This window comes from Desulfobotulus pelophilus (assembly GCF_026155325.1).
GTDB lineage: Bacteria > Desulfobacterota > Desulfobacteria > Desulfobacterales > ASO4-4 > Desulfobotulus > Desulfobotulus pelophilus.
The window spans coordinates 292,336-314,577 of sequence record NZ_JAPFPW010000002.1 but is presented as its reverse complement, the minus strand read 5'-3'; the positions used below and the strand labels follow the sequence as shown (position 1 = coordinate 314,577).

18 protein-coding genes are annotated in these 22,242 nt (G+C 51.2%); 3 read left to right on the top strand and 15 right to left on the bottom strand.

Features of this window, described 5'->3' with window-relative positions:
* Positions 1–232: 232 nt before the first annotated feature.
* The 4 genes from OOT00_RS03435 to OOT00_RS03420 all read right to left on the bottom strand — a co-directional run bounded on the left by OOT00_RS03435 (position 233) and on the right by OOT00_RS03420 (position 5,053).
* Complete coding sequence (locus tag OOT00_RS03435) at positions 233–2,677, bottom strand: heavy metal translocating P-type ATPase (protein ID WP_265423891.1); 2,445 nt, start codon at positions 2,675–2,677, stop codon at positions 233–235.
* A 209-nt stretch (positions 2,678–2,886) separates the two neighbouring features.
* Positions 2,887–3,483 (bottom strand): hypothetical protein, encoded by a 597-nt coding sequence (locus OOT00_RS03430; protein ID WP_265423890.1) that lies wholly within the window; start codon positions 3,481–3,483, stop codon positions 2,887–2,889.
* A 74-nt stretch (positions 3,484–3,557) separates the two neighbouring features.
* Entirely contained in the window at positions 3,558–4,682 is a 1,125-nt protein-coding gene (locus tag OOT00_RS03425) for a response regulator (protein ID WP_265423889.1), read from the bottom strand.
* Between the two features lie 116 nt (positions 4,683–4,798).
* A complete protein-coding gene (locus OOT00_RS03420; RefSeq protein WP_144684398.1) occupies positions 4,799–5,053 on the bottom strand; it encodes a hypothetical protein in 255 nt (84 codons plus the stop codon).
* A gap of 592 nt (positions 5,054–5,645) precedes the next feature.
* Between OOT00_RS03420 and OOT00_RS03415 the strand changes: the two genes are divergently transcribed.
* The gene (locus tag OOT00_RS03415) at positions 5,646–8,282 is read left to right on the top strand and encodes a 1-acyl-sn-glycerol-3-phosphate acyltransferase (RefSeq protein ID WP_265423888.1); all 2,637 of its coding nucleotides are present in this window, start codon (positions 5,646–5,648) and stop codon (positions 8,280–8,282) included.
* 95 nt (positions 8,283–8,377) lie between these two features.
* Positions 8,378–10,054 (top strand): sugar phosphate nucleotidyltransferase, encoded by a 1,677-nt coding sequence (locus OOT00_RS03410; RefSeq protein ID WP_265423887.1) that lies wholly within the window; start codon positions 8,378–8,380, stop codon positions 10,052–10,054.
* Between the two features lie 58 nt (positions 10,055–10,112).
* On the opposite strand, the gene OOT00_RS03405 is transcribed toward OOT00_RS03410, so the two are convergent.
* The 4 genes from OOT00_RS03405 to OOT00_RS03390 form a co-directional block, all read right to left on the bottom strand.
* Complete coding sequence (locus OOT00_RS03405) at positions 10,113–10,574, bottom strand: YaiI/YqxD family protein (protein ID WP_265423886.1); 462 nt, start codon at positions 10,572–10,574, stop codon at positions 10,113–10,115.
* On the bottom strand, positions 10,571–10,714 hold the full coding sequence (locus tag OOT00_RS03400) for a hypothetical protein (protein WP_265423885.1): 144 nt from the start codon (positions 10,712–10,714) through the stop codon (positions 10,571–10,573). Before OOT00_RS03400 ends, OOT00_RS03405 begins: the two co-directional genes overlap by 4 nt.
* A gap of 188 nt (positions 10,715–10,902) precedes the next feature.
* The gene (djlA, locus tag OOT00_RS03395; RefSeq protein ID WP_265423884.1) at positions 10,903–11,682 is read right to left on the bottom strand and encodes a co-chaperone DjlA; all 780 of its coding nucleotides are present in this window, start codon (positions 11,680–11,682) and stop codon (positions 10,903–10,905) included.
* A 273-nt stretch (positions 11,683–11,955) separates the two neighbouring features.
* Positions 11,956–13,566: a FumA C-terminus/TtdB family hydratase beta subunit gene (locus tag OOT00_RS03390; RefSeq protein WP_265423883.1), complete on the bottom strand. Its 1,611-nt coding sequence runs from the start codon at positions 13,564–13,566 to the stop codon at positions 11,956–11,958.
* A 226-nt stretch (positions 13,567–13,792) separates the two neighbouring features.
* Here OOT00_RS03390 and OOT00_RS03385 point away from each other — a divergent pair, with 226 nt between their 5' ends.
* Positions 13,793–14,752 carry a calcium/sodium antiporter gene (locus OOT00_RS03385; protein ID WP_265423882.1) on the top strand — a complete coding sequence of 320 codons (960 nt, stop codon included), beginning with the start codon at positions 13,793–13,795 and terminating at the stop codon, positions 14,750–14,752.
* 6 nt (positions 14,753–14,758) lie between these two features.
* On the opposite strand, the gene OOT00_RS03380 is transcribed toward OOT00_RS03385, so the two are convergent.
* The 7 genes from OOT00_RS03380 to OOT00_RS03350 form a co-directional block, all read right to left on the bottom strand.
* Entirely contained in the window at positions 14,759–15,655 is an 897-nt protein-coding gene (locus OOT00_RS03380; protein WP_265423881.1) for a mechanosensitive ion channel domain-containing protein, read from the bottom strand.
* A gap of 23 nt (positions 15,656–15,678) precedes the next feature.
* Entirely contained in the window at positions 15,679–17,382 is a 1,704-nt protein-coding gene (locus tag OOT00_RS03375) for a GspE/PulE family protein (RefSeq protein WP_265423880.1), read from the bottom strand.
* Positions 17,383–17,877: 495 nt separating this feature from the next.
* Complete coding sequence (locus tag OOT00_RS03370) at positions 17,878–18,012, bottom strand: hypothetical protein (protein ID WP_265423879.1); 135 nt, start codon at positions 18,010–18,012, stop codon at positions 17,878–17,880.
* On the bottom strand, positions 18,009–18,392 hold the full coding sequence (locus OOT00_RS03365; RefSeq protein WP_265423878.1) for a response regulator transcription factor: 384 nt from the start codon (positions 18,390–18,392) through the stop codon (positions 18,009–18,011). Before OOT00_RS03365 ends, OOT00_RS03370 begins: the two co-directional genes overlap by 4 nt.
* Positions 18,393–18,649: 257 nt before the next feature.
* Positions 18,650–19,882, bottom strand: a complete 1,233-nt coding sequence (locus OOT00_RS03360) for a carboxylate-amine ligase (protein ID WP_265423877.1) — start codon at positions 19,880–19,882, stop codon at positions 18,650–18,652.
* Entirely contained in the window at positions 19,879–21,342 is a 1,464-nt protein-coding gene (locus tag OOT00_RS03355) for a RimK family ATP-grasp domain-containing protein (RefSeq protein WP_265423876.1), read from the bottom strand. The genes OOT00_RS03360 and OOT00_RS03355 overlap by 4 nt, the downstream gene beginning before the upstream one ends.
* Entirely contained in the window at positions 21,339–22,091 is a 753-nt protein-coding gene (locus OOT00_RS03350) for a C39 family peptidase (protein ID WP_265423875.1), read from the bottom strand. The genes OOT00_RS03355 and OOT00_RS03350 overlap by 4 nt, the downstream gene beginning before the upstream one ends.
* Between the last annotated feature and the right edge of the window lie 151 nt (positions 22,092–22,242).

The following is a 22,242-nucleotide window of genomic DNA, read 5'->3' as shown; positions in this document are numbered from 1 at the left end:
TTTCCGGCCAACCGGTTACCGCCATCCAGGAAACCACCGCAAAGGACAAAACCCTCCTACCCGCAATATGACGGAAAACCGCGTCATGGTTTCCACGGTCTGGGAGCTGCCTCCGGGCAACCTCCGCTCCTTTGCCGCCTTCCCTAAACCGCCTCTGCCCGCTCAGGAGAATCCATGAACATCCTCTTTTGATCCGATAAAACAGAAAGCATCCCCCTCTCCATACTCCGCATCAGCGGATCAAACTTCGGGAACGATAAAGACGCAGAGAATTATTCACCACCGTAAGGCTGCTCAGGGCCATGGCCAGCGCTGCGGCCATGGGATCCAGATGCCGCAGCATCATAGGAAGAAGAGTAAAGGAAGCCAGCACACCTGCCGCAATGGGAATGAGCAGTACATTATAACAGAAGGCCCAGAAAAGATTCTGCCTGATCACACGAAGGCTGGCCCTGCCTATTCTGAAAACCATGGGGACCTGAGACAGTCGCCCTCCGGCCAGAACCACATCTCCAGTCTCCATGGCCACATCCGTTCCGGATCCCATGGCAATGCCCAGATCGGCAGCGGCCAGTGCAGGTGCATCATTGATGCCGTCTCCCACCATGGCAACCCGCCTCCCTCCTGCCTGAAGGAGCTTTATGGCCCCGGCTTTTCCTTCGGGGCGCACCTCGGACAGCACTTCCCCTATACCGCAGAAAGCGGCAACAGCTCCCGCACTTTCCGGGGTATCGCCTGTCATGAGAACCGTATGCATCCCCATGGCCTTCAAGCCAGAAATAACAGAAGGCGCTTCCGGTCGTGGAGTATCCGCCACAGCAATCAACCCTGCAAGACGCCCTTCCACAGCCAGTCCCAGTACGGTTTTTCCCGCTTTCCTCAGTTCCTTTATTGCCTCTGTTCCGGATTCCGTACTCACCCCCGTATCCCGGAGCCAGTCCGGACGGCCTATGGCTGCGGACCGGCCTGCTGCCACAGCTTTCACCCCGGCCCCTCCCACACTGGTAAAAGCCGAAACATCCGGAAAAGAAAGCCCTTGCTTTTCTGCCCTATTAACGACAGCCCGTCCCACAGGATGCTCCGATCCCTTCTCCACCGCAGCAGCCAGTGCAAGGATATCGTCTTCCGACATTTCCTCCGACACAGAAAGAATGTCCGTCACCTCAGGCTTACCGTAGGTCAGCGTACCGGTTTTATCAAAAACCACCGTCTGAACTTCTGCCGCATCTTCAAGGGCCATGCCGTTTTTGAACAAAATACCATTTTCTGCAGCCCTGCCCGTTCCTGCCATAACCGCCGTGGGTGTTGCCAGACCCAGGGCACAGGGACAGGCAATGACAAGAACGGCAACCAGACGCACCATGGCTTCCACACCATCTCCCGAAGCCAGCCACCATACGGCAAAGGTGAACAGCGCTACCATCACCACCGCAGGAACAAAGACTGCCGCCACCCTGTCCGCAAGGGCCTGCACCCTTGTGCGGCTGCCCTGCGCCTCCCGCACCATACGGATAATGCCTGCAAGCACCGTTTCCGCACCTACCCGTTCCGCAATGAAGACAAGATGTCCATCATGATTAACGGTTCCGCCCGTCAGACCGTCTCCCGGCTTTTTATCCACAGGAATGGATTCGCCCGTAAGCATGGCCTCATCCACCGAACTCAACCCTTCCTCCACAATGCCATCCACAGGAACAAGACTGCCCGGCCGCAATACCAGCCTGTCTCCTTTACGGATTGCAGAAACAGCCACTTCCACTTCCCGGCCTTTTTCCAACCGTATGGCCATTTTCGGCGACAGATCCATCAGCTTACGGATGGCTTCGCCACTTTTGCCCCGGGTTCTGGACTCAAGGAGCTTGCCGAACTTAATAAGGGTAATAATAACAGCAGCCGTTTCAAAATAAACGTGCCCATCAAGGCTGGAAAAGAGAATCACGCACACAGAATATCCATAGGCAACGGAAGTACCCATACTGACCAGAACATCCATGTTGGCGCTCTTATTTTTCAGGCTCTGCCAGCCGCCCCGGAAGTAATCCAGCCCCGTATAGAACATCACCGGCGTTGCCAGAAACCAGAGAAAATAATTTACCCAGACCCCATGGCTCCATGCACCCATAAGATCAAAATCCCTTCCCATGGAAAGAATAAAAAGGGGAAGAGTAAAAAAAGCCCCGACCAAAAACTTTTTCTTCTGATCGGCAACGTCTGCTTCTCTGGCCGACGTCTCCACATCATCGGCATCCGGACCGTTCTCTTCATCCATGACCGGAGTAAAACCTGCTTTACGTATGGCCTCCATCAGAACAGACGCTCCGGTCTCTCCGGGCAGGTATCGGACCTGTGCTTCTTCAAGGGCGAAATTGACACGGGCATCCATCACACCCGCCACCCCCTTCAGCGCCTTTTCCACACCATTGGCACAGTTCACACAATGCATGCCCATGACAGGAATACGAAGACTTGCTTCGGGAATCTGAAATCCGGCCTTTCGTACGGCTTCGGCAATATCCCCTGCAGAAACCTTTTCTTCATCCACTTCGGCATCCAGCAACTCCGAAGCTAAATTCACGCGGGCCGTCTGGACGCCGTCCAGGGCAACAACCGCTTTTTCCACACCATTGGCGCAGTTCACACAATGCATGCCCATGACGGGCAACCGTATTTTCCTCATCAGAAAACCTCCTGCCTTTTCTGCATTCGGCCCCTAAAGACCTCAATGCTTCACTTTGCTCTACCAATGAAGAGCCGCTGTATTTTCTGCCGTCGCAGGCTGCACAAAAAAAGACAACAAAAAAACTTTTGCTTGCCGAGAAAACTAGGCACAAAACATACGGAACGCAAGAAAAAAGCATCCTATAGACATGGTTCGCTCTTCCGGATCTAAGGCTCCTGCCCGGAAATATCCCGCAACACCGGCATACCCTCCATCCGGCCTTCTACGCAGACGGCCTCTTCAGCACTACCATGCCCGCCACCGTCAAGGTGACCGGCACAATCCGCACACAGAATCACTTTTCCCGGGCGGATCCGTCCGTCAGGCCTCACTCCATCCAGAGGATAAAAATAATGACCGGGAAACCTCGCAGAAGGAATCAGCCCCTTCTTCTGCAGAAAATCACGCATGCTTTCCGTTGTGGGCAGAGCGTAAAGAAGCCTGCCCCCTGCGGCCATGAGATCCGAACAGATGGCACAGAAAACCTCTCCCCCTACACCCATGCGCATACGATACAAAGGGGCCGTGTCCCCGTTGGGATAAAATATACGCAGATGACCGATCCACTGCCCTGGCTTCACGCCGCAGGCAATGCAGGTATCATAGATGTCATCCGTGGGAAAAAACTTAGCCGACCGATAGGCCTCCAGCGGCTTGCACACCATCTGAGCCCTGCCCACCCAATGGTCTCTGCCGCCGTCCACATCCATGTAGTAAAAAAAAGTGCTCCGGGAAATACGCCGACGAATTGCTATATGGTACACGCAGCCTCTCCACCTAAAGATCCTTCATGAGAACCCATACACAACACCACGGAGACCGCAACAACAGATAATTATCAACCCGAAGGACCCTCTGAGTCCAGATGGAGAAGACTTTCCCCCCCAGGATAGGCACGGGTCCGGTACTGTGTCAGTGTCATCAGCCTGCGCGTCAGTGCTCCCATATCCTGTACAGCCTGCAGAACATGATCCGCATACAGATCCTCCCTGCTGCGTACTACGGCCTGTGACTTCAGAAGTTCGGCATAACCGCTGATTTTCTGAAGAGGCTGATTCAGCTCATGGCAGATCGTAGCGGCCATGCCCAGAGCTCCTTCCAGCTTTTGCTGTCGCTCCTTTGCCACCTGGTTCACTTCAAGATCGGCAATGGTTTTACGCAGCTTGCGCGTAAGAAGAGTCCGCTCCAAATGCACATTGACCCGGGCAAGGAATTCTTCCTTGAAAAAAGGCTTAACAAGATAATCCGTACCACCCGCTGCAAAAATCTTCAAAAGCTCTTTCTGATCCGCAAGGGCCGTCAGAAAAATAAAAGGAGTATCCTCCAGATTCTTCTGTCGGCGGGCCTCACGGCACAGGGCTATACCGTCCATCCTCGGCATGACAAGGTCGGTGACCACAATATCCATGGTCCAGTTGAGATCCGTCAGAATATCGCAGGCAGCCTGCCCGTCTTCTGCTTCCGAAACCTGCAGACCCTCACGTCGCAGATTTTCCGCCACGATGGCCCTGGCTGTATCGCTGTCATCCACAACCAATGCCCTGAGACCGGCCATGGGCTGGGGAGGCTTCAGTATGGATTCAACAGCCGCTTTCAGCTCGCCCTTCCGAAAAGGCTTGGTGATAAAATCGGCGGCTCCCAGAGAAAACCCTTTCTGACGAACATCCAGGGTGTCATTGGCCGTAACAAAAATAATAGGTATGCGGGAATCTTCCACATGGGTAAAAAAGCGGCGGTAATGTTCTTCCTGGAGTTTACGGAAGGTTTCAAAACCACCAAAACCGGGCATATCAATATCAAGGGTAATCAGATCCGGCGGGGGTGGCTCCGCGGCACGGGCAAGGGCTTCAAAACCATTACACGCCTCACTCACCCTGTATCCGGCAAACTGCAACTCTTCCCGGATAAGCTTCCGGATCAGGGCACTGTCATCCACCACAAGTACTTCAAGAGGACGGGACATGGCGCTCTCCTGTCTGCAAAGGGGCAAAGGCGTGTGTCAGCCTGACGACATGAAAAAAGGGACTGAACGCTTCATAAAGCGCAGCCCCCTTTACATTCAGCTGTAGGGATATGGAATCAGGCTTTTTTAAGGGCTTCCAGCTCTTTTTCCAGCTCTTCAATACGGTCTTTATCGCTTTTTACTTCCACACCTTCTTCATTTTTCCAGCTGTCCTTCAGTTCATCGAACCCAAGGTAAAGGGCAAGGCCGCCACCAATCAGAAGCATGATCGGAAGGGCACCCGCAATCAGCTGAAGAAAGGCACCAAACCACACCGCAAGACCAATCACACCCAGAACAGCGGCAACTGCACCACCCACTAACGTTTTCATTGGAAACAAGCCTCCTTTAAAATAAGTATCATTCCTGGCGATCCACAATGTAGCCTGATCCTTCTTCAATGTTCCATCCAGTCAAAAACATTGTATTTCCGGTATTCAAGGTTTACCTGTGTCATCGCCCTCTTTGGGTTGCTTTTCCGAAAAACACCCGCATTTTACTGAATCCTGATAATTTTCGGGGAAAATATCATAGCCCAGAGGGCAAGACAAGCCTGAAAATAAATTCTGCGTGTCTTTATGACCTTGCCACAAGCCACTTTATCCCGCAAGAAAAAATATACCCGAACGGTACTTTGACCGAAAAGAAAAGCACAAAAATGAAACCGTTCCTTACTTTCCATACCAGCCATAAAACGCCTTACGCCCAACCGGAACTGCCATGGTATCAAACCGTGCATTACCTGCCATCCCTCCCAACCGCATCCCTGCTGTATCAGAGGGTGTCCGTCCATCTTTCAGGCCTTTACCCGTTGCCACTGAGGTCTTTCTCTGCTAATGGATTAAAGTGGATACAATATCATTATCCATGTATCTTTTACCCTGACGTGAACCCAACATATCCGGCAGAAAACAAGGATTTATAATGCCTGAAACTCCTGATCCAGAAAAGAAAACAAAACCTGCCTTTTCCTTCCGCATATGGGCTTACCGCCAGATGGACAACGACAATGAGCCCTATGCCGCAGCCCTGTCCCCAAAAACCGGATGGTTGTCGACTCTCGTCTTCCGCTTTTTCTTTCGCAATATCACCACCGGCCCTGAGCTCAAGGAAACCACGGACAGGCTTCCTGATGATGCCATCCTGATTTATGCGACCCCCAGACGCAGCTCGCTGGAATTTCTGTTCTCATGGTTTCGCTATGCAAAACTGGGAATGCCTGCGCCCCGCATTGGCCTCGATTACAGGGTATTCTTTTTTCAGCCATTTTTCAGGACGCTGCGCATACTGACAGCGCAGACCCTTTATTTCCTGAGACATTTTCGAATGGCAGACCCCTATGAAAAGGGCTTTTACCGCAACCGCCTCAGGCAAGGACATACGGGCTTTCTCTACCTCTCCAGTAAAAAGGGATTTGAACGCCGTTTCCTGAAATCCCGAACGGACTCCATTGCTCACCTCCTTGATATGCAGAAAAGCGGCAAAGAACCCATCTACATTCTTCCTCAGACACTGTTCTTCGGCATTAACCCCCACAGGGACACACCCTCCATTCTCGACATTCTGTTCGGTTCTGCGGAAGAACCCGGTAAAATACGGCGCCTCATCACTCTTATCCGCAAAAACAACAGCAAGGTTTTTGTCGATTTTTCCGATCCTGTCTGCCTGAGGGAATTCCTTCTTGAACCAGAGGTTCAGGGCCTTTCCTCTGAAAACCAGGCCCTGCTTCTCCGGCGCAGGCTTCACGAAATATTCACCCTGCACCGCCAGAGCATTACCGGGCCTGTTCTTAAAAAAAGAGCAGAACTCATAGAATCCATTCTGACCAGCAAAAAAGTACAGCAGATTCTGGAAGAAGAGGTCAATGAGACAGGCAAAAGCCTGCAGAGCGTAAGAAAAAAAGCCAAGGATTACCTAGACGAAATTGCCGCCAACTATTCCATGGGCTGGATCAAAACCTATGATATCGTCCTGACCTGGATGCTCAAAAACATATTTGAAGGCATATCCGTTGACCAGGAAGGACTGGCCAAAGTCAGAAAAGCAGCAAAAAAAGGTCCCCTGATCCTGGTACCCTGCCATAAAAGTCACCTGGACTACCTTATCCTTTCCTATCTCTTCCATCATAACAAAATGCCCTGCCCCCATATTGCCGCAGGCAAAAACTTAAGTTTCTGGCCTCTGGGTCCTATTTTCCGAGGAGGCGGGGCTTTTTTTCTCCGGCGTACGTTCAAAGGCGACCGGCTTTATTCCCGTATATTTTCTTCCTATGTGGAAAAACTGCTCTCCGAGGGTTTCAATCTTGAATTTTTCATTGAAGGCGGCCGCAGCCGGACGGGCAAGCTTTTGTCTCCCAAAATGGGCCTTCTCTCCCAGACACTGAATGCCTATGGTCAAGCTGTGTCACCGGAGCTCTCCATCGTTCCCATATCCATAGGGTATGACCGTGTCCTTGAAGAAAAATCCTATCTTCATGAGCTGGGAGGGGGAGAGAAAAAGCCGGAAAGCATGGGAGAACTGGTCAAAGCACGAAAATCCCTGAAGGTCCGCTACGGAAAAGTCTACGTCAACTTTGACAGCCCCATTTCCTTAAACCAGTATTTTTCATCCAGAAATCTGCATGCAGCAAACCTGGACAAAGAAACCCATCAGGCAATTTGCACAGACCTTGCCTACCGGTGCATCCATGCCATCAATCAGGTAAGCGTGGCCACACCCTACGGGATTGTGGCCGGAGGCCTTCTCAACCTGTTTCAGCCCACCATTCCGTACTCCCGCCTTCAGGAAGTTATGGAGGCCTACCTTTCCTATCTCTACCATATGAATACCCGCATGGCTGACACCCTGCAGGTCAATCCGGACTATGCCCTGAGACAGGTAACGGAGGCCTTCATTCAGCGCGGCTTTGTGGACTCTGGCAATCCCGAGAACAACGAAGATCTGCGTATTGTTCTGAACGAAAGCAAGCGCCCCATACTGGACTACTACAAAAACAATGTTATTTCCTTTTTTATTCCAGCCGCCTACACAGCACTGGCCATACTGGAAAAGGATGCCCTGCAGTTCACATCCTCGGATCTGCACCTTACCTATGCGGAACTGACAGAGTTCTTCAGTGATGAATTTTTTCAGGATCCGGACCGCAGCGCAGAAGTGCTTGTACGTAAAAACCTGAAAGCATTTATTGATGATGCCATTCTGGTCCCCCACCCCACCCTGCCGGACACCTACAATGTAACAGCTTCCGGACTGCGAAAACTGAAACTCTTTGCAGCCTTTCTGCTTACCTATCTGGAATCCTACTGGGTGGTTCTCAATTTCTTCATGCGCTATCCCGGAGACTCTGTGGAACCCAAAAACAGACTGAAAAAAATCCAGTCCATGGGGCAGCGTATGAGCAAGAGGGGGGAAGTCAACCGCATAGAAGCCCTTTCCGGCGTCAACTATAAAAACGGCCTTGCCTTTTTCCTGCGCTGCGGACTCAGCGGCTCCGAGGATAAAGAATCCATTGCACGCCACGCAGACCGCATACAGCACTACATTAATCTCATTGTAACCTGATAACTGCCAAGCGCCGGTTCAACCCGAACCGGCGGCAACATGCAGGCCCCACAACCAGCGGACTGACCTCAGACTGTCATCGGAAAAACGATCTCATGCGCGCCATTCTTCTTGCTGCAGGCCGTGGAACCCGGCTCAGACCCCATACGGAGATCCTTCCCAAACCCCTCTTTCCTTCCGGCGGCATCCCCATCATCGACCGGCTTATCCATCATCTGGCGGAACAGGGTATACAAAGCATCCTCATCAATACCCACCACCTCGCCCCTCTGCTGGAAAGTCATCTGATCCGGACACCCTGGCCCATCCCCGTTTTTTTTCGCAGAGAAAGAGTGCTTCTCGATACGGGAGGTTCCATTGCCAATATGAGGAATTTTTTCACTGAGCAGACCATGCTCGTAATGAATGCAGATATCGATACGGACTTTGAGCTGGCCCCTTTTCTGAATTTTCATGAGCAAAACCAAGCTCTGGCAAGTCTTGCTCTCATGCCATCGGCCGATATGGCCCATGTGGCCGTATGCACGGAAAGGGTTACAGGCTTCCGGGATGACCCCGTTCCAGAAAATTGCCAGCGAATGGCGTTTACCGGGATCCAGCTACTGTCTCCCGAAGCACTTGTTTTTTTTACCAAAGACCGGACCTTCTCTTCCATTGAGGCTTACAGAATGATGATCCGGGCAGGAAAAGCGCCCCACGCCTTCACCCTCCCCCCATCAACCCGCTGGTCGGATCTGGGTTCTCCCGACCGTTTCACGGAAGCTGCTTTGCAGCAACTTTTCCGCCGCCTGAAACAGACTCCGCCCTCCTCACAAACGTCCCTGTCCGGTGACGGATCCGACCGCCGGTGGATTCGGGCCTGCTGGCCTGACAATGAAAGCGTTATCATTGCCGACCACGGCATCCAGGGACTCAGCCGACCCTCTGAAGCCCAGGCCTTTGCAGCCATGGGCCGCCACCTCAAAGCCTCCGGCATCCCCGTGCCACAGATGCTGGGGTGGGATCTTTTCGCCGGCCTTATCGTAACGGAAGATCTGGGGGATGAACGGCTGCATGACCGGATCCTTTCTTCCGGAACGGATGCGGCCCTTCCCTTTTATGAAAAAATACTTTGCCTTTTTCCTGCTATGAAAAAAGCCCTCACAGGCTTTATTCCAGAAATGGGCTTCACCTTTCCTGCCTATGACAAAACACTCATCCTCAAGAGGGAGTGTGCATACTTTCAAGCAGCCTTTCTCGAAGACCTTCTAGGACTCCAGCCCCTTCCCCATGGACTGGATGAGGCCTTTTCCCATCTGGCAGACCAGACCCTTGCCTTCTCCTGCAACGGCCTCATACACAGGGACCTGCAAAGTCGCAATATCATGATCCGTGGAGAGGATATCCGCCTCATTGATTTTCAGGGGGCCATGCAGGGACCCTTACAGTATGATCTTGCCGCTCTTCTGCTGGACCCTTATGCAGGGCTTTCACCAATCATGCGCCACCACCTGCTGGATAAGGCCGTAAGCCTGATGGCAGCCGAAGGGGTATGTCCTGAATTCTTCCGAAAAGGATACGGGTATGCAGCCATCTGTCGCAACCTTCAGATGCTCGGCGCCTTTTCATTTTTGTGGAAAGAAAAAAAGAAACCTTTTTTCAAAACCTTCATACTCCCGGCCCTACAGACGCTGATGGAGCAGAAAGCCTTCCACGACAAAACACTTCTTCCCATACAAAAAGCTGCGCATGCCGCCATGGAACGCATTGCCTCCCTGCACCAGAACTTCTGAATCCGGCAATCTTACCCATAGGGACTCAATGTACTGAGCTGGCACGACATCCTTCCGCTCACTGGGCCGACTTTCTGCGCATGGCAACCTGAACCATCTGATCCATCTGCTGCAGGAAACGGGAGCGATCCCTCTGGACCATAGGAGGAGGACCACCGGCTATCTCACCGTTGCCCCTGAGATCGGAAAGAAGATTTCGCATGGCAACTGCAGAGCCGATATTCTCCTCTGTAAAAGGCTTCCCCACGGGGGACAGAACAAAAGCCTCTTTGCGAATACACAGATCTGCCAGCAGGATATCGGCCGTCACAACAAGGTCATGGGCCTGAACATTGTCAACAATCCATTTGTCTGCCGCATCCGATCCGCTCCCCACCACCTGCAGATGCAGCCACTGTTCGTGGGGCATCCGCATGAAGGCATTGGCCACAAGGGTAACCTGAAGCCTCAGCCGACGGGCAACCTTATAAATCTCTTCTTTCACAGGGCATGCATCCGCATCAACATATATATGGATCACTCCACATCCTCTCCCGGGTGACCCGGACTTTCCGCCATTGCCAACGGAACCTCCCTGACAAGGACATTACGAACTTCTTTCAAAAAAAATACAAGATGGATCGTCTGCCAGTTCTCATCCATACCCAGTTCTGCAACCATGATAACCGCCACCCATGAAGCTATCTCCCGGATGCCCAGTGCCTCCAGCGCAAAAACCCATATCTGCCGGTCAGAACACCTTCCGGGATACCTGTGTTTTTATAACATACGGCAACCGGTCCCCCCGGAATTCCCTTTTGTCTATCCATATCCCTCCGCTTCACACAGGAAATTCCTGTCCCGTATGGTCAGGGTATTCCCCTTGCTTTTTTGATACTCTCGTAAGCTTCCTGTATGGTCCGGAACTTTTCTTCCGCCAGTTCCGTAAACTCCTCGGGCAGTCCTTTAGAAGCAATGGTATCCGGATGATATTCCCGGACAAGTCTGCGATATTGTTTTTTCACCTCTTCATCCGTAGCGGAAGGATCCAGCCCCAGCACATCATAGGATCCTGTGCCTTTTTTCATATAACGCGAGCGGAGCTGCTCATAAAAGGAGGCGGAAAGGCCGAAAATCTGCACCGCACGGCGAATCAGCCGCTCCTCCTCAGAGGTCAGCTTTCCGTCACTCACAGCCACCCGCATCAGGATATCCGCCATCAGCTCAAGAATCTGACGCTGATGGCGAAAAGCCTCAGCAAACTGACCTGCAAAGGATTCAAAGCTGTCCGGTGACTGCACCGCCGTACGGAAAATCTGTATGGCAATTTTCCGGGAATCCACATTAAGCCGCAGATCCTTTTCCATTATCTCTTCTATGGTACGAATCTCCACATCAGAAATTCTGCCATCAGCTTTGGTCAGTTTGGCCAGCATGGAAAAAGCTGCCACAAAAAAAGTCATGTGACGGGCATCATCTCCCGCTTCAATGCGACGGCTCCCGTAGCCTGGCCGCCCTCCCTTTCCAGAGAGGTACAGATCATCTTTTTTATCAAACCCATGGCCAAAAGCCGCTCCCAGAATGGCCCCCAAAGGTCCACCAATGGCAAAACCAAGGGTACCTCCCACAAGCTTTCCAATCCAGCCCATATATCCTATCCTTATTATTTTGATTCCCGGTCCTGTTGATTCAGCGGCTACCCCGGCCATAATCATTCAGAGACAGGGGGCCTGAAACAGCTGCATAATGTGACCTTGTCCTGATTCAGACAAGCACGGATAAAAGAAGCAATCATCCTGTTTTTTTATCAGTTCCGCCAGAACCCCATGGGACAGCGTTTTCCGCAATCCTGTTTTATCCCTCCCAGACAAGCGGATCTATCCCCAGGCTGGCGGAGGGAACCCTCTGCCCATTCTTTACGGTTATCTCAAAAAAGACGCATAAAAATCATTGCCCTTGTCATCCACAATCACAAAAGCAGGAAAATTTTTCACCTCAATACGGTACACCGCTTCCATACCCAGATCCTTGCAATCTATCATCTCCACCTTTGTAATGCAGTCTTTTCCCAGACAGGCCGCAGGACCACCGATGGAACCCAGATAAAAACCACCATGCTTTCTGCAGGACTCCCGTACTCCGAAAGAACGGTTCCCTTTGGCCAGCATGACAAGAGAGGCACCTTTTTCCTGAAAACAGGGGACATAAGGATCCATGCGCCCTGCGGTGGTTGGTCCGAAAGAACCCGAAGCGTGACCGGCGGGTGTTTTAGCGGGGCCTGCATAGTACACCATGTGATCCCTGAAATACGCGGGCAGCTCTTCACCCCTGTCCAGCATGGCCTTCAATCTTACATGGGCAAGATCCCTTGCCACGACCATTGGACCGTTCAACATAACCCGGGTCGCAACCTTCAGTTTTGTAAGGGCGGCCCGGATGGCATCCATGGGCTGATTCAGGTTAATGGAAACGGCATCTCCAGGATCAAATGCAGGATCAGGAAAAAACCGGGCTGGGTCCCTGTCCAGCTCTTCCAGAAAAAGTCCGTCAAGGCAGATTCTGCCCAGAATATTCCGATGGGCCGAACAACTCACACCGACTCCGATAAAACAGGAAGCCCCATGACGTGGAAGGCGGATCACCCGTACATCATGACAGAAGTATTTTCCACCAAACTGGGCACCAAGCCCCAGCCTTCGGCTCATGGCAAGAACCTCCGCCTCAAGGCTTCTGTCCCTGAATCCCTGCCCCTGAGAGGTACCTTTATCCGGCAGGGAATCCAGGTACCCCGTTGAGGCCAGCTTCAGGGTTTTCAAGGTATATTCCGCACTCATCCCCCCCACCACCACAGCCAGATGGTAAGGCGGGCATGCGGAGGTACCGATCTCCTTCAGGCTCTTACCAAGAAAAGGCAAGAGCTCCTCAGGTGAGAGGGTCTGGGCCGTTTTATTGTAGAGAAAGGTCTTATTGGCTGATCCTCCACCCTTGGCCACAAAAAGAAAATCATAGGCTTCCCCCGGAACCGCATCCATATCAATCTGTGCAGGCAGATTATTCTGCGTATTCACCTCCTCATACATGGACAGGGGAGCCATCTGGGAGTACCGGAGGTTCTCTTCTGTGTATGCCTCTCCGATACCTTTTGAAATCCACCAAGCATCGTCAGCACCGGTCAGCACCTGTTCACCCTTTTTAGCCATAACAAGTGCCGTTCCCGTATCCTGGCACATGGGAAAAACCCCGCCCGCGCTGATGGCCGCATTTTTCAGAAGCTCCATGGCCACAAATCTGTCATTGGCCGAAGCTTCGGGATCTTGAAGAATGACAGCCAGCTGTTCCAGGTGGCCGGTTCGCAGAAAAAAGGAGACATCCCTGAAGGCCTCCCTTGCAAGCAGAGTCAAACCTTCCGGTGCAAGCTCAAGAAAAGTCCTCCCCCTGCAGGAAAAGGGCTGCACAAGGTTATTCCCCAGAAAACGCCATCGGATATCCGCATCCGCCGGACAAAGCACATTATGACAGACAAAAGATTTCATTTTTTTCCCATACCCATGACTGACACCATACCCGGATAATCGCCCTTCACCTCATACCACCCGGAAAAGGGAAATGATCCAACCACAAGCCTTCATGGTTTCCTGAATCTTCTGGCAAAAGTCAAAGAAATAGCATACTTTTACCATGCTTTTTTTAAGCCAACCGGCTGCTTCATGGCAAAACTTCTTCCATCAGATTCTTTTCATATCAGAAAAGGATTACAAAATGAGCATGTTGTGGGCATGGGCTGCCTTGGGTGCCGGTCTTATCATACTGGTCATGAGTGCGGACCTTTTTGTGGATGGCGCTGCAGCACTGGCTCGCAAACTGGGCATGTCGCCCCTTCTTATCGGCATGGTCATTGTGGGCTTCGGCACTTCCGCACCGGAAATGCTGGTTTCAGCTATGGCTTCCATGGACGGACAGGGAGGCCTTGCACTGGGCAATGCCTATGGATCCAACATAGCCAACATCGCCCTTATTCTGGGCCTTACGGCCATCATCCGCCCCATACCCGTAACTGCGGATGTGCTGCGCAGAGCTCTGCCGGTTCTCATGCTTGTGACGCTTTTGGCCGTAGTTCAGCTCATGGACCTTGTTGTCTCCCGATCCAATGCGGCTGTCCTGCTGGTCACTTTTGTCCTTCTCATGTACCTGAGTATTTCCGGGAATCAGCAGGAAAAAAGTTCTGAACTAAGGGATCTTTCAAAGCAGCAGAATTCTACCGCAGGTCTCACCTTCCGCCTTGTACTGGGCCTCACCCTTCTCATTGCAAGCTCCCGCATGCTGGTCTGGGGTGCTGTCTCCATTGCCGAAGTCATGGGTATTTCGGATCTGATGATAGGGCTTACCATTGTCGCCCTTGGAACCTCACTGCCTGAACTTGCCTCAAGCCTTGCGGCTGCGCGCAAAGGTGAGGATGCCATCGCTCTGGGTAATATTCTGGGCTCCAACCTTTTCAATACGCTGATTGTGGTGGGCATTGCCGGTATCATCCGACCGGTGGCGGCCGATCCTATGCTCCTCACACGTGACCTCTCCCTTATGACCGCTCTTACATTTTCCCTGTTCATTCTGGGGTACGGATTCCGCAAACCCGGCAATATCTCACGTTTGGAAGGAATCCTGCTTGTACTGGTCTACATTTCCTACACAGGCTGGCTCATTCATACCGTACTTAGATAATGGTTTTCAGTCTTCCCTTTTTCCGAAAGGTGCTGGCACCAGACCGGAGAGTCCATGGGATATTTCTTCCTCACCCGATCCCCCGAACTGAGCCGTGAGATAAAGCCTCAAAATATCCGCTTCAATGCGGCCCCTTCTCCGGGCAGGTACGGGTACCCTGAGCTGAAAGGCAATTTTTTCATGGTCCGGCATCTGCAGATTAATCCGGGGTTCCACAGCGGGAGCATCCAGAGCATGCCGCCTTGATATGGTGTGCATGCGTGCCCTTGCCTTCTCCAGATAGGGCGTACAGACTGCGTTGGCAGCTTCCAGAAGCAAAGCCTCCGCATGGGGCCAGTCTTCACCCGCCTTTACGGTTATGGTAATGATATGAAAGACGTATTCCTCACCCGCATGGGTTTCATTCCGGACGGCTGCAGAGAGAAAAATCGCGTTAGGGATAAAAACACTGACCCCCGTATACTGATGGGTCCGGATACCTGACCCCACTTCCATAAGACGAATTCCCATCAGATTCTGATCCAGCACATCGCCATGGATACCATTAACTTCAATGCGGTCTCCGATGGTAAAAGCATGACAGGCACTTCTATAAAAATACCCTATAATATTAAGAAGAAACTCCTTTGTTGCCACAACCACAGCCGCCGCCACCAGCACAAGACCCGCACCAATAGCCTGCAGCTGCTCGATCCATATCACCACGATCAGAAAAATAACAAAAAAAATTGCCGCATTCCGTACCGTAACCACCCAGCGTCTTCGTACGGTGCTGTCCAGATTTTCATGACCAAGGATACTGCGCACCGCCCCATGACGCAGAAGAAGAATCGCCCCTACCACCACAAAACTGGTAATGGTTTTTGCAAGAAAGGTATTATCAACAACAAAATGCCATTCCAAAAATAGGTACTCCTGCCCTGTGTTCAGTCCAGAATCACGGCCTTATCGATGACCCGATTCACTTCTTCCATGGTAGTCATACCCCGCAGCACTTTTTTCAAGCCATCATGGTAAAGACTTTTAAATCCCTGCTCTCTTGCAATCGCCTCAATCTCCACAAGGGAGGCATTCCTTGCAACAAGATCCCTTATTTCATTGGTTATGAGAAAAACTTCATGCAAAGCCAACCTGCCAAGATAACCCGTAAAATTACATCTTACACAACCTTTTCCCCTGTAAAACCGCACTTTTTTTCCGGACTCTTTTATAAAATACAGATCTGCCTCCTCATCGGATAACAGCCTGGATTCCTTACAGTGGTCGCAAATGCGACGGACAAGACGCTGGGACATAACACCCAGAAGGGCCGGGGATACAATATAGGAAGGCACGCCGATATCCATCAGCCGCGTACTCGCCTGTAAAGCTGTATTCGTATGCAGAGTTGAAAGTACCATATGACCTGTGAGGGCTGCCTGACATGCAATTCTGGCTGTTTCCAGATCTCTGATCTCACCGACCAGCATCACATCGGGATCTTGACGCAAAAACGAACGCAGCACAGTGGCAAAATCCAAACCTACGGCTGTATTGGCCTGAACCTGATTGACACCTTCCAGGCGGTATTCCACGGGATCCTCTACCGTGAGAATATTAATTTCATCGGTATTGAGACGCTTAAGAACGGAAAAAAGGGTTGTTGTCTTACCAGAACCCGTAGGACCTGTAACAAGAAAGACTCCGTTGGGCGAACTGACCACTGCCTCTATATGACGAAAAGTTCTGTGAGAAAAATCCAGATCTTCCACACTGGGAATATCCTGAACGGCCAGCTGACCGAGCAGCCTCATGACAATTTTTTCACCGGCAATGGAAGGAGCAGAGGCAAAGCGTATGTCAATGGAACGATTTTTCAGCTTCATGGAAATGCGACCATCCTGAGGCCGTCTTTTTTCCGTGATATCCAGGCCTGCCATCACCTTCAGCCTTGAAACAACAGGGGGCAACAGGGAAAGATCCATTTTCAAACGAGTCTGAAGCATACCGTCTACACGGAAGCGTATCCGAACAAACTCATCACCGGGGTCAATGTGAATATCTGTTGCCCTTTCCTTCAGCCCCAAAAGAATTACCCCGTTGGTAAAATCCACCACGGCTTTATCGCCAGCAATTTTTTTCAGCTGTTCGTCCGTAATTTTACTGGTACCTTTAAATAACGAGTTCTCAGAAAGCTTATTGATGAACTCTTCCACACTTTCTTTGGACTGATACTGAACCTGAATAGCGTCCTCAATATCTTCAAGAAAGGCAAAAACAGGGCTTACGGGAACCCCCGCCACCTTTGCAACCATATCCAGAACCGCAATATTCTGAGGATCGGCCGTTGCCACTGTCAGGGCATTTCCCAGATGATACAGAGGAACAACCTGCTTCTGCATGGCCAAATCCCGCTTGATCATGGCTATTGCATCGGGCTGAAAAATACTTTTGACCAGATCCACATAGGCATAGCCAATGGCATCGCCCCACAGCTTTCCTAAAAACCCCTTGGAAGCCACTCCACCTTTGTGCAGAAAACTCAGGATATCCAGATCATTCCCCTGAAATTTTATCCGAAGATTCTTCGCATCCTCTTCGGTTAGGAAGCCAAGCTCAGCAATTTTCCTGACAAATAATGGATTGTGCATGGCAACATGTCCTTTATGGGCTAAGGGTTTTCTGCAGTGCGGTATTAACGGGGCATACCAAATTTTTTATCTGCTCTTCGAGGTCAACGATAGCAAAATCAGCCCCATCGATCCGGGCGGCCATGGCAGCCCGGATCATTCGAAAGCACACTAAAAACCCATGCGTGTGCATGCATATAATTTCTTTGTGCCTACCATGGCAAATCAGTTTCTCGATATTAACAGTCTGTTCGCTAGTGGGAAAAGTCATCTGTACAGGCAGGATGGTGCTTCTTTTTACATCGGATACATATCTGCTCTTTTTGTGGAGACTTCAGACCGCGGCCATGGCTTCCTGCGCAAACCTTGGTGGTTCCATATACAAAACGATTGTTCTGTTCCGCAACCAATGCCTGTCTATTTTATTGCAAGGGCAACCTGCACAAGCTAACCATACGCCACAAAACTACAGCACTGAATTTATTACAACATCGTTAAAAATAAAAAAGAGTATCCTTACTTTTGCTTTAGCTCCTTTAACATTTTTCTGATCTGCTCCTGAGACAGTTTTCGTTTCATATCCTGCTTTTTTATCTCTTCATCCTTACGGATCTCATCGAGCAGCTCGGAAAGACGGTATTTTTCCCTCATTTTCCAGCCTCCATGCCAATGACGATGGATTGAATAAGTTCCACCATCTCCTGATATGGTGTGTCTTTTCTGATATAATCATCGGCTCCGGCTTCTATGCACCGTTTGATGGTCTCCGCATCGGCCACGGAAGTCAGCATAATAATTTTTATCCCAGGAGATTTTCGTTTCATTTCCTCTATGACATCATCCCCTGTCCTTATGGGCATATTGATGTCCATCAAAACCAGATCCGGCAATTCTTTTTCAAGGAGAAAGAGGCCTTCCTCCCCGTTGGAGGCCTCTCCGACCACATCAAGACCTGCCCTCTGCAACACGGTACGCATAAAAACACGAATATGCGCTTCATCTTCAACCACAATGCACCTGATTTTTCGCATCCCACTCCCCTAAAAAAAACAGAAACCGCCCCCTTTAGTTTCTGATTATGTAGACTCAGCTTTCACCATATTCACAACAATTGATATTATGCCTGAAAAAAAAAACATAAGCGACCTCTTTTCCCAGTCATACCTGAAGACTCAAGAATTTGCAGAACTCCATTCCTCTCGCCATCGGCATCAGAACATGTACGGAAACGGCTGCTTCATGCCAACCATCAAAAGACAGGTTTCTCCCTATTCCTTATCTCAAGCCCTCAGAAGCCGCAAAACAAACGACCTGTAGCAAGGCAGTCCGCAAGCTTGCCATAAACGGCCCTCACCCTTTCCGGCGAAGGATGCTCTCCCAGGGACTGGCGGATACGACTGGAAAGCGTTCCTTGCTCCAGCCTTTTTTCAAGAAAAGAAGCCACAGGCAATAACTCGGGACAGTGAGGCAGCAGTCTGTCATACCAGGCTTTCCAGATATCACCGGCCCTCTTCGGGCGGTCCAGACCATACAGGGCAATGAGCCCGGGATCGGATACCAGGGCACTTTCCCCATCAACGATGGCCTGATTCAGACAATCGGCAAGCATCCGGGTCCCGGCCTGCTTCTGAATATTCAGAGGTGCCAGCCTTTCCTCAACAAATCCCCGTACCACTGCGGCGACCAGACCCATCACAGCCACATCCGCCTCCACATTCTCCTGGGTATCCACAAGACGGATTTCAATGGCATTTCGCTCAAAACGGGCGATGGCACCTCTGGAATTCAGCCATTCTCCCCGGAGCACCTCATCAGGATCCATGGGAGCAATGGCATGGTACATGGGTAGAAGAATCTCCCTTTCATAGCTCCGGGGGTCAAAAACCGCCTCAGGAATAATACTGCCCGCTATTTCAGGGATTCTCTGCTGATTTTTTCTGTACACAGCCAGGCGGGTATCGCAATAGGGAGTCAGCTGCCCATCGGCCATGGGCGTACTGGCACAGAGTCCGGGCAACAGGGGCAGCACGCATCGAATGGCGGCGTGAAGACGACCAAACTCATCCGCGCCGCAAAAGGGCAGGTTCAGATGCACACTCTGCAGATTCACCCACCCGTGTCCCCTGCAATCAAAAATACGGTGGTAGGCATTGTAAATCTCCTTTTGTCCATGGGGCCAGAGGACAGCCTCTTCAAAAGGGTTCATGAAAGGATGCATCCCCGTACCGAGAAGCCTTGCTCCATGGACTTTCAAAAGGCGATTCACCTCATCAACGGCCGACCTGAAATCTTCCGTTAAACCCGTAAACCCTGCAGCCGGGCCGGGAGTTTTGAATTCTATCACATGGGCAGCCAGCTCATTGGATATCCGCACTCTACCAAGGGAACGCTCATTGCTTACCGGTCCGTTTCCCTCCCGGAGCAGGGTTTCTGCCAAAGCACGCACCGTGAGTGTGGCAGCATCCACAATCATCAGCTCAATTTCAATCCCGTACCCCTCAAAAAGATGCAAGGCCTTCATTTACCGCCCTTTCTGCGCATGATCTCATCATAAAAATGCATCATGATCCGGTCATACAGACCATCCTTTAAAACAGCATCCTCAACACCCGCATCAATATTGGGATTATCATTAATCTCTATAACGTAGGCTTTTCTACCGATGAGTTTCAGGTCAATACCATACAGACCGCTGCCCACCAGTCTTGCCGCTTTAATGGCAGTTTTCAGAACCACGTCAGGCACAGCTCCCAGGGCCAGCGTATCCGCATCTCCCAAGCGGCTGTCTCCGCTTTTTGCCCAGTTTACGATCTGCCAATGGCTACGGGCCATGAAATATTTACAGGCAAAAAGGGGCTGCCCTCCCAACACACCAATGCGCCAGTCATACTCTGTGGGAGTAAACGCTTGAGAAATAATCAGATCTGAACGATCCAGAAAGCGTTCCGCTTCCCTCAGAAAAGCATCCCTGTCCTCCACCTTCACCACACCCTGGGAAAAAGCACTGTCCGGCTGTTTCAGAATACGTGGCCAAAGCCCCGTTTGGGACGCCTCTGCAAGGGACTGCCGGGAAAGAATCCGGGTTTCCGGCGTGGCAATACCATGATGGGTCAAAAGCTCGGCCAAATACACCTTATTCGTACATTTAATAATGGAAAGGGGGTCATCAATCACCACAAGACCTTCCGCCTCCGCCCGCTGGGCAAAGCGGAAGGTGTGATGGTTCACGGAAGTAGTTTCCCGAATAAACAAGGCATCAAAAAAACCGATACGGTGATAATCATTGCGTGTAATCAGGCTGACATTCAGACCCGCCCGCTGCCCCGCCCGGATAAACCGCTTCAGGGTCGCCGGACTGGAAGGCGGCATCTTTTCGTCCGGATCCGTGAGGATGGCCAGGTCATAGCCCCTTTTCTCCGGCCTCTTCGGCCTGGAATTAGGAGCGGAAAGATAGGCTTCGGCAAAACGCACCAGCTCCGGAAAATGGTCATCGGGAATCTCACTGACACCAATCATCCGTATGGTGCGCAGCTGCCACTTTTCATCCTTTTTCACAAAATGAACCCGCAGCAGAGGGCATTGAAAAAGGTTGAAAATTTCCATGGCGATTCTGTCATAGCGCTTGGCAAGATTGCAGCCGAAATAAATACTCAGCTCAAAATCTTCCGCATGAAGGTGGCCCAGACTTTTCTGAATCATCCGGTCCAGATCTTCCGTAACAAGACGCACCACGGGCATGGATTTAATATCCTGCACCGTGGCAATGGTGGGAAAAGCCTTGTGCCCCCTTGCTGCTGCCAGCAGGGAGACATAGTAACCTGTGGACTGGTAACGGTATGAACGGCAGAGGTTGAACACCCTGGCCCGCTTCATGGTGAGAAAACGGGCATCCATCAGGTAATCCCGGGAACCGACCACTTCAGCTCCGGATATGGAGACAGGCCAACGCGCGGGCATATCCACCACAATAATATCATTCATGAAATCAAAACCTCCGATTCTTTTTCCGGAATCAGGACAAGAAGGTTGGCGTCAAATGTGAGCACACCCAGAAGCACCGCATGGATCAGGCGGCGCATGTTCACAGCATAGTACGGTTCATTGTAACGGGGATTTCTGGCGTAAGGGTCGGCAATCAGAACTTTTCTGCGAATTCGGTCATACCCTCTGAGCACAACAAAGTGACCGCAGGGACGTCCTTTGAGGTCATCGGATTGATTGGACTCCGGTATCTCCCGCATGGTGTTGTACAGATAGGTTGCTGAAAGCCCCGTCAGAATAGGAATTCCTCTGTCCAGATATTTTCGAATCAGATCGGGGGTAAAATCCCGGAAACGGATCTTCCCGCCGGATGCCAGAAAACGGGTATAACCTTCCGTTGCACTCCGGAATTTCTGGCTTCTCCGATTGGCCACCTGCCGGAGAAGTTTACCCGTCAGAAAAACCGGGTCCACATCCCTGTGTTTTCCCACAGGTACCGGAAACCAGGTTGGATCAAACATCTGCAGATCATTGGTATAAAGAATGCTCCGATAGCCTCGTCTCAGGGCATGAGAGCCCAGATGTACGGCAAGGGTTCCTCCGGTTTCCACACGCAGCACTTCCCCCAGCACTTCATCCAGAGAAAGAGACTCCTTTTCCCAGTAGCTGTAAATGGCATGGAGGCAGGTAGGACCACAGCTTTCATCATCGGGCTGAGCCAGAATGGCCAAGGGAAGTCTGGACGTCATACGTCCTCCATTGCAGAGAAATCAAATACAGAGAATTTACAACAAAAAGCACTCCTCATCCAGAGGATCAGAACGCACAACATGCAGAGCAAAAAAGAAAAAACTATCATAAGGGAAAAATCACCGGCAGGGACCATGGCAGTGACTCCGG

Excerpts from the sequence above, each read along its gene's own strand:
- OOT00_RS03365 (WP_265423878.1), bottom strand. The coding sequence starts at position 18,392 with ATGCGAAAAATCAGGTGCATTGTGGTTGAAGATGAAGCGCATATTCGT.
- OOT00_RS03415 (WP_265423888.1), top strand. The coding sequence starts at position 5,646 with ATGCCTGAAACTCCTGATCCAGAAAAGAAAACAAAACCTGCCTTTTCC.
- OOT00_RS03370 (WP_265423879.1), bottom strand. The coding sequence starts at position 18,012 with ATGAGGGAAAAATACCGTCTTTCCGAGCTGCTCGATGAGATCCGTAAG.
- OOT00_RS03425 (WP_265423889.1), bottom strand. The coding sequence starts at position 4,682 with ATGTCCCGTCCTCTTGAAGTACTTGTGGTGGATGACAGTGCCCTGATC.
- OOT00_RS03385 (WP_265423882.1), top strand. The coding sequence starts at position 13,793 with ATGAGCATGTTGTGGGCATGGGCTGCCTTGGGTGCCGGTCTTATCATA.
- OOT00_RS03410 (WP_265423887.1), top strand. The coding sequence starts at position 8,378 with ATGCGCGCCATTCTTCTTGCTGCAGGCCGTGGAACCCGGCTCAGACCC.
- OOT00_RS03435 (WP_265423891.1), bottom strand. The coding sequence starts at position 2,677 with ATGAGGAAAATACGGTTGCCCGTCATGGGCATGCATTGTGTGAACTGC.
- OOT00_RS03420 (WP_144684398.1), bottom strand. The coding sequence starts at position 5,053 with ATGAAAACGTTAGTGGGTGGTGCAGTTGCCGCTGTTCTGGGTGTGATT.
- OOT00_RS03375 (WP_265423880.1), bottom strand. The coding sequence starts at position 17,382 with ATGCACAATCCATTATTTGTCAGGAAAATTGCTGAGCTTGGCTTCCTA.
- OOT00_RS03350 (WP_265423875.1), bottom strand. The coding sequence starts at position 22,091 with ATGACGTCCAGACTTCCCTTGGCCATTCTGGCTCAGCCCGATGATGAA.
- OOT00_RS03355 (WP_265423876.1), bottom strand. The coding sequence starts at position 21,342 with ATGAATGATATTATTGTGGTGGATATGCCCGCGCGTTGGCCTGTCTCC.
- OOT00_RS03390 (WP_265423883.1), bottom strand. The coding sequence starts at position 13,566 with ATGAAATCTTTTGTCTGTCATAATGTGCTTTGTCCGGCGGATGCGGAT.
- OOT00_RS03400 (WP_265423885.1), bottom strand. The coding sequence starts at position 10,714 with ATGGTTGCAGAACTGGGTATGGATGAGAACTGGCAGACGATCCATCTT.
- OOT00_RS03360 (WP_265423877.1), bottom strand. The coding sequence starts at position 19,882 with ATGAAGGCCTTGCATCTTTTTGAGGGGTACGGGATTGAAATTGAGCTG.
- djlA (WP_265423884.1), bottom strand. The coding sequence starts at position 11,682 with ATGGGCTGGATTGGAAAGCTTGTGGGAGGTACCCTTGGTTTTGCCATT.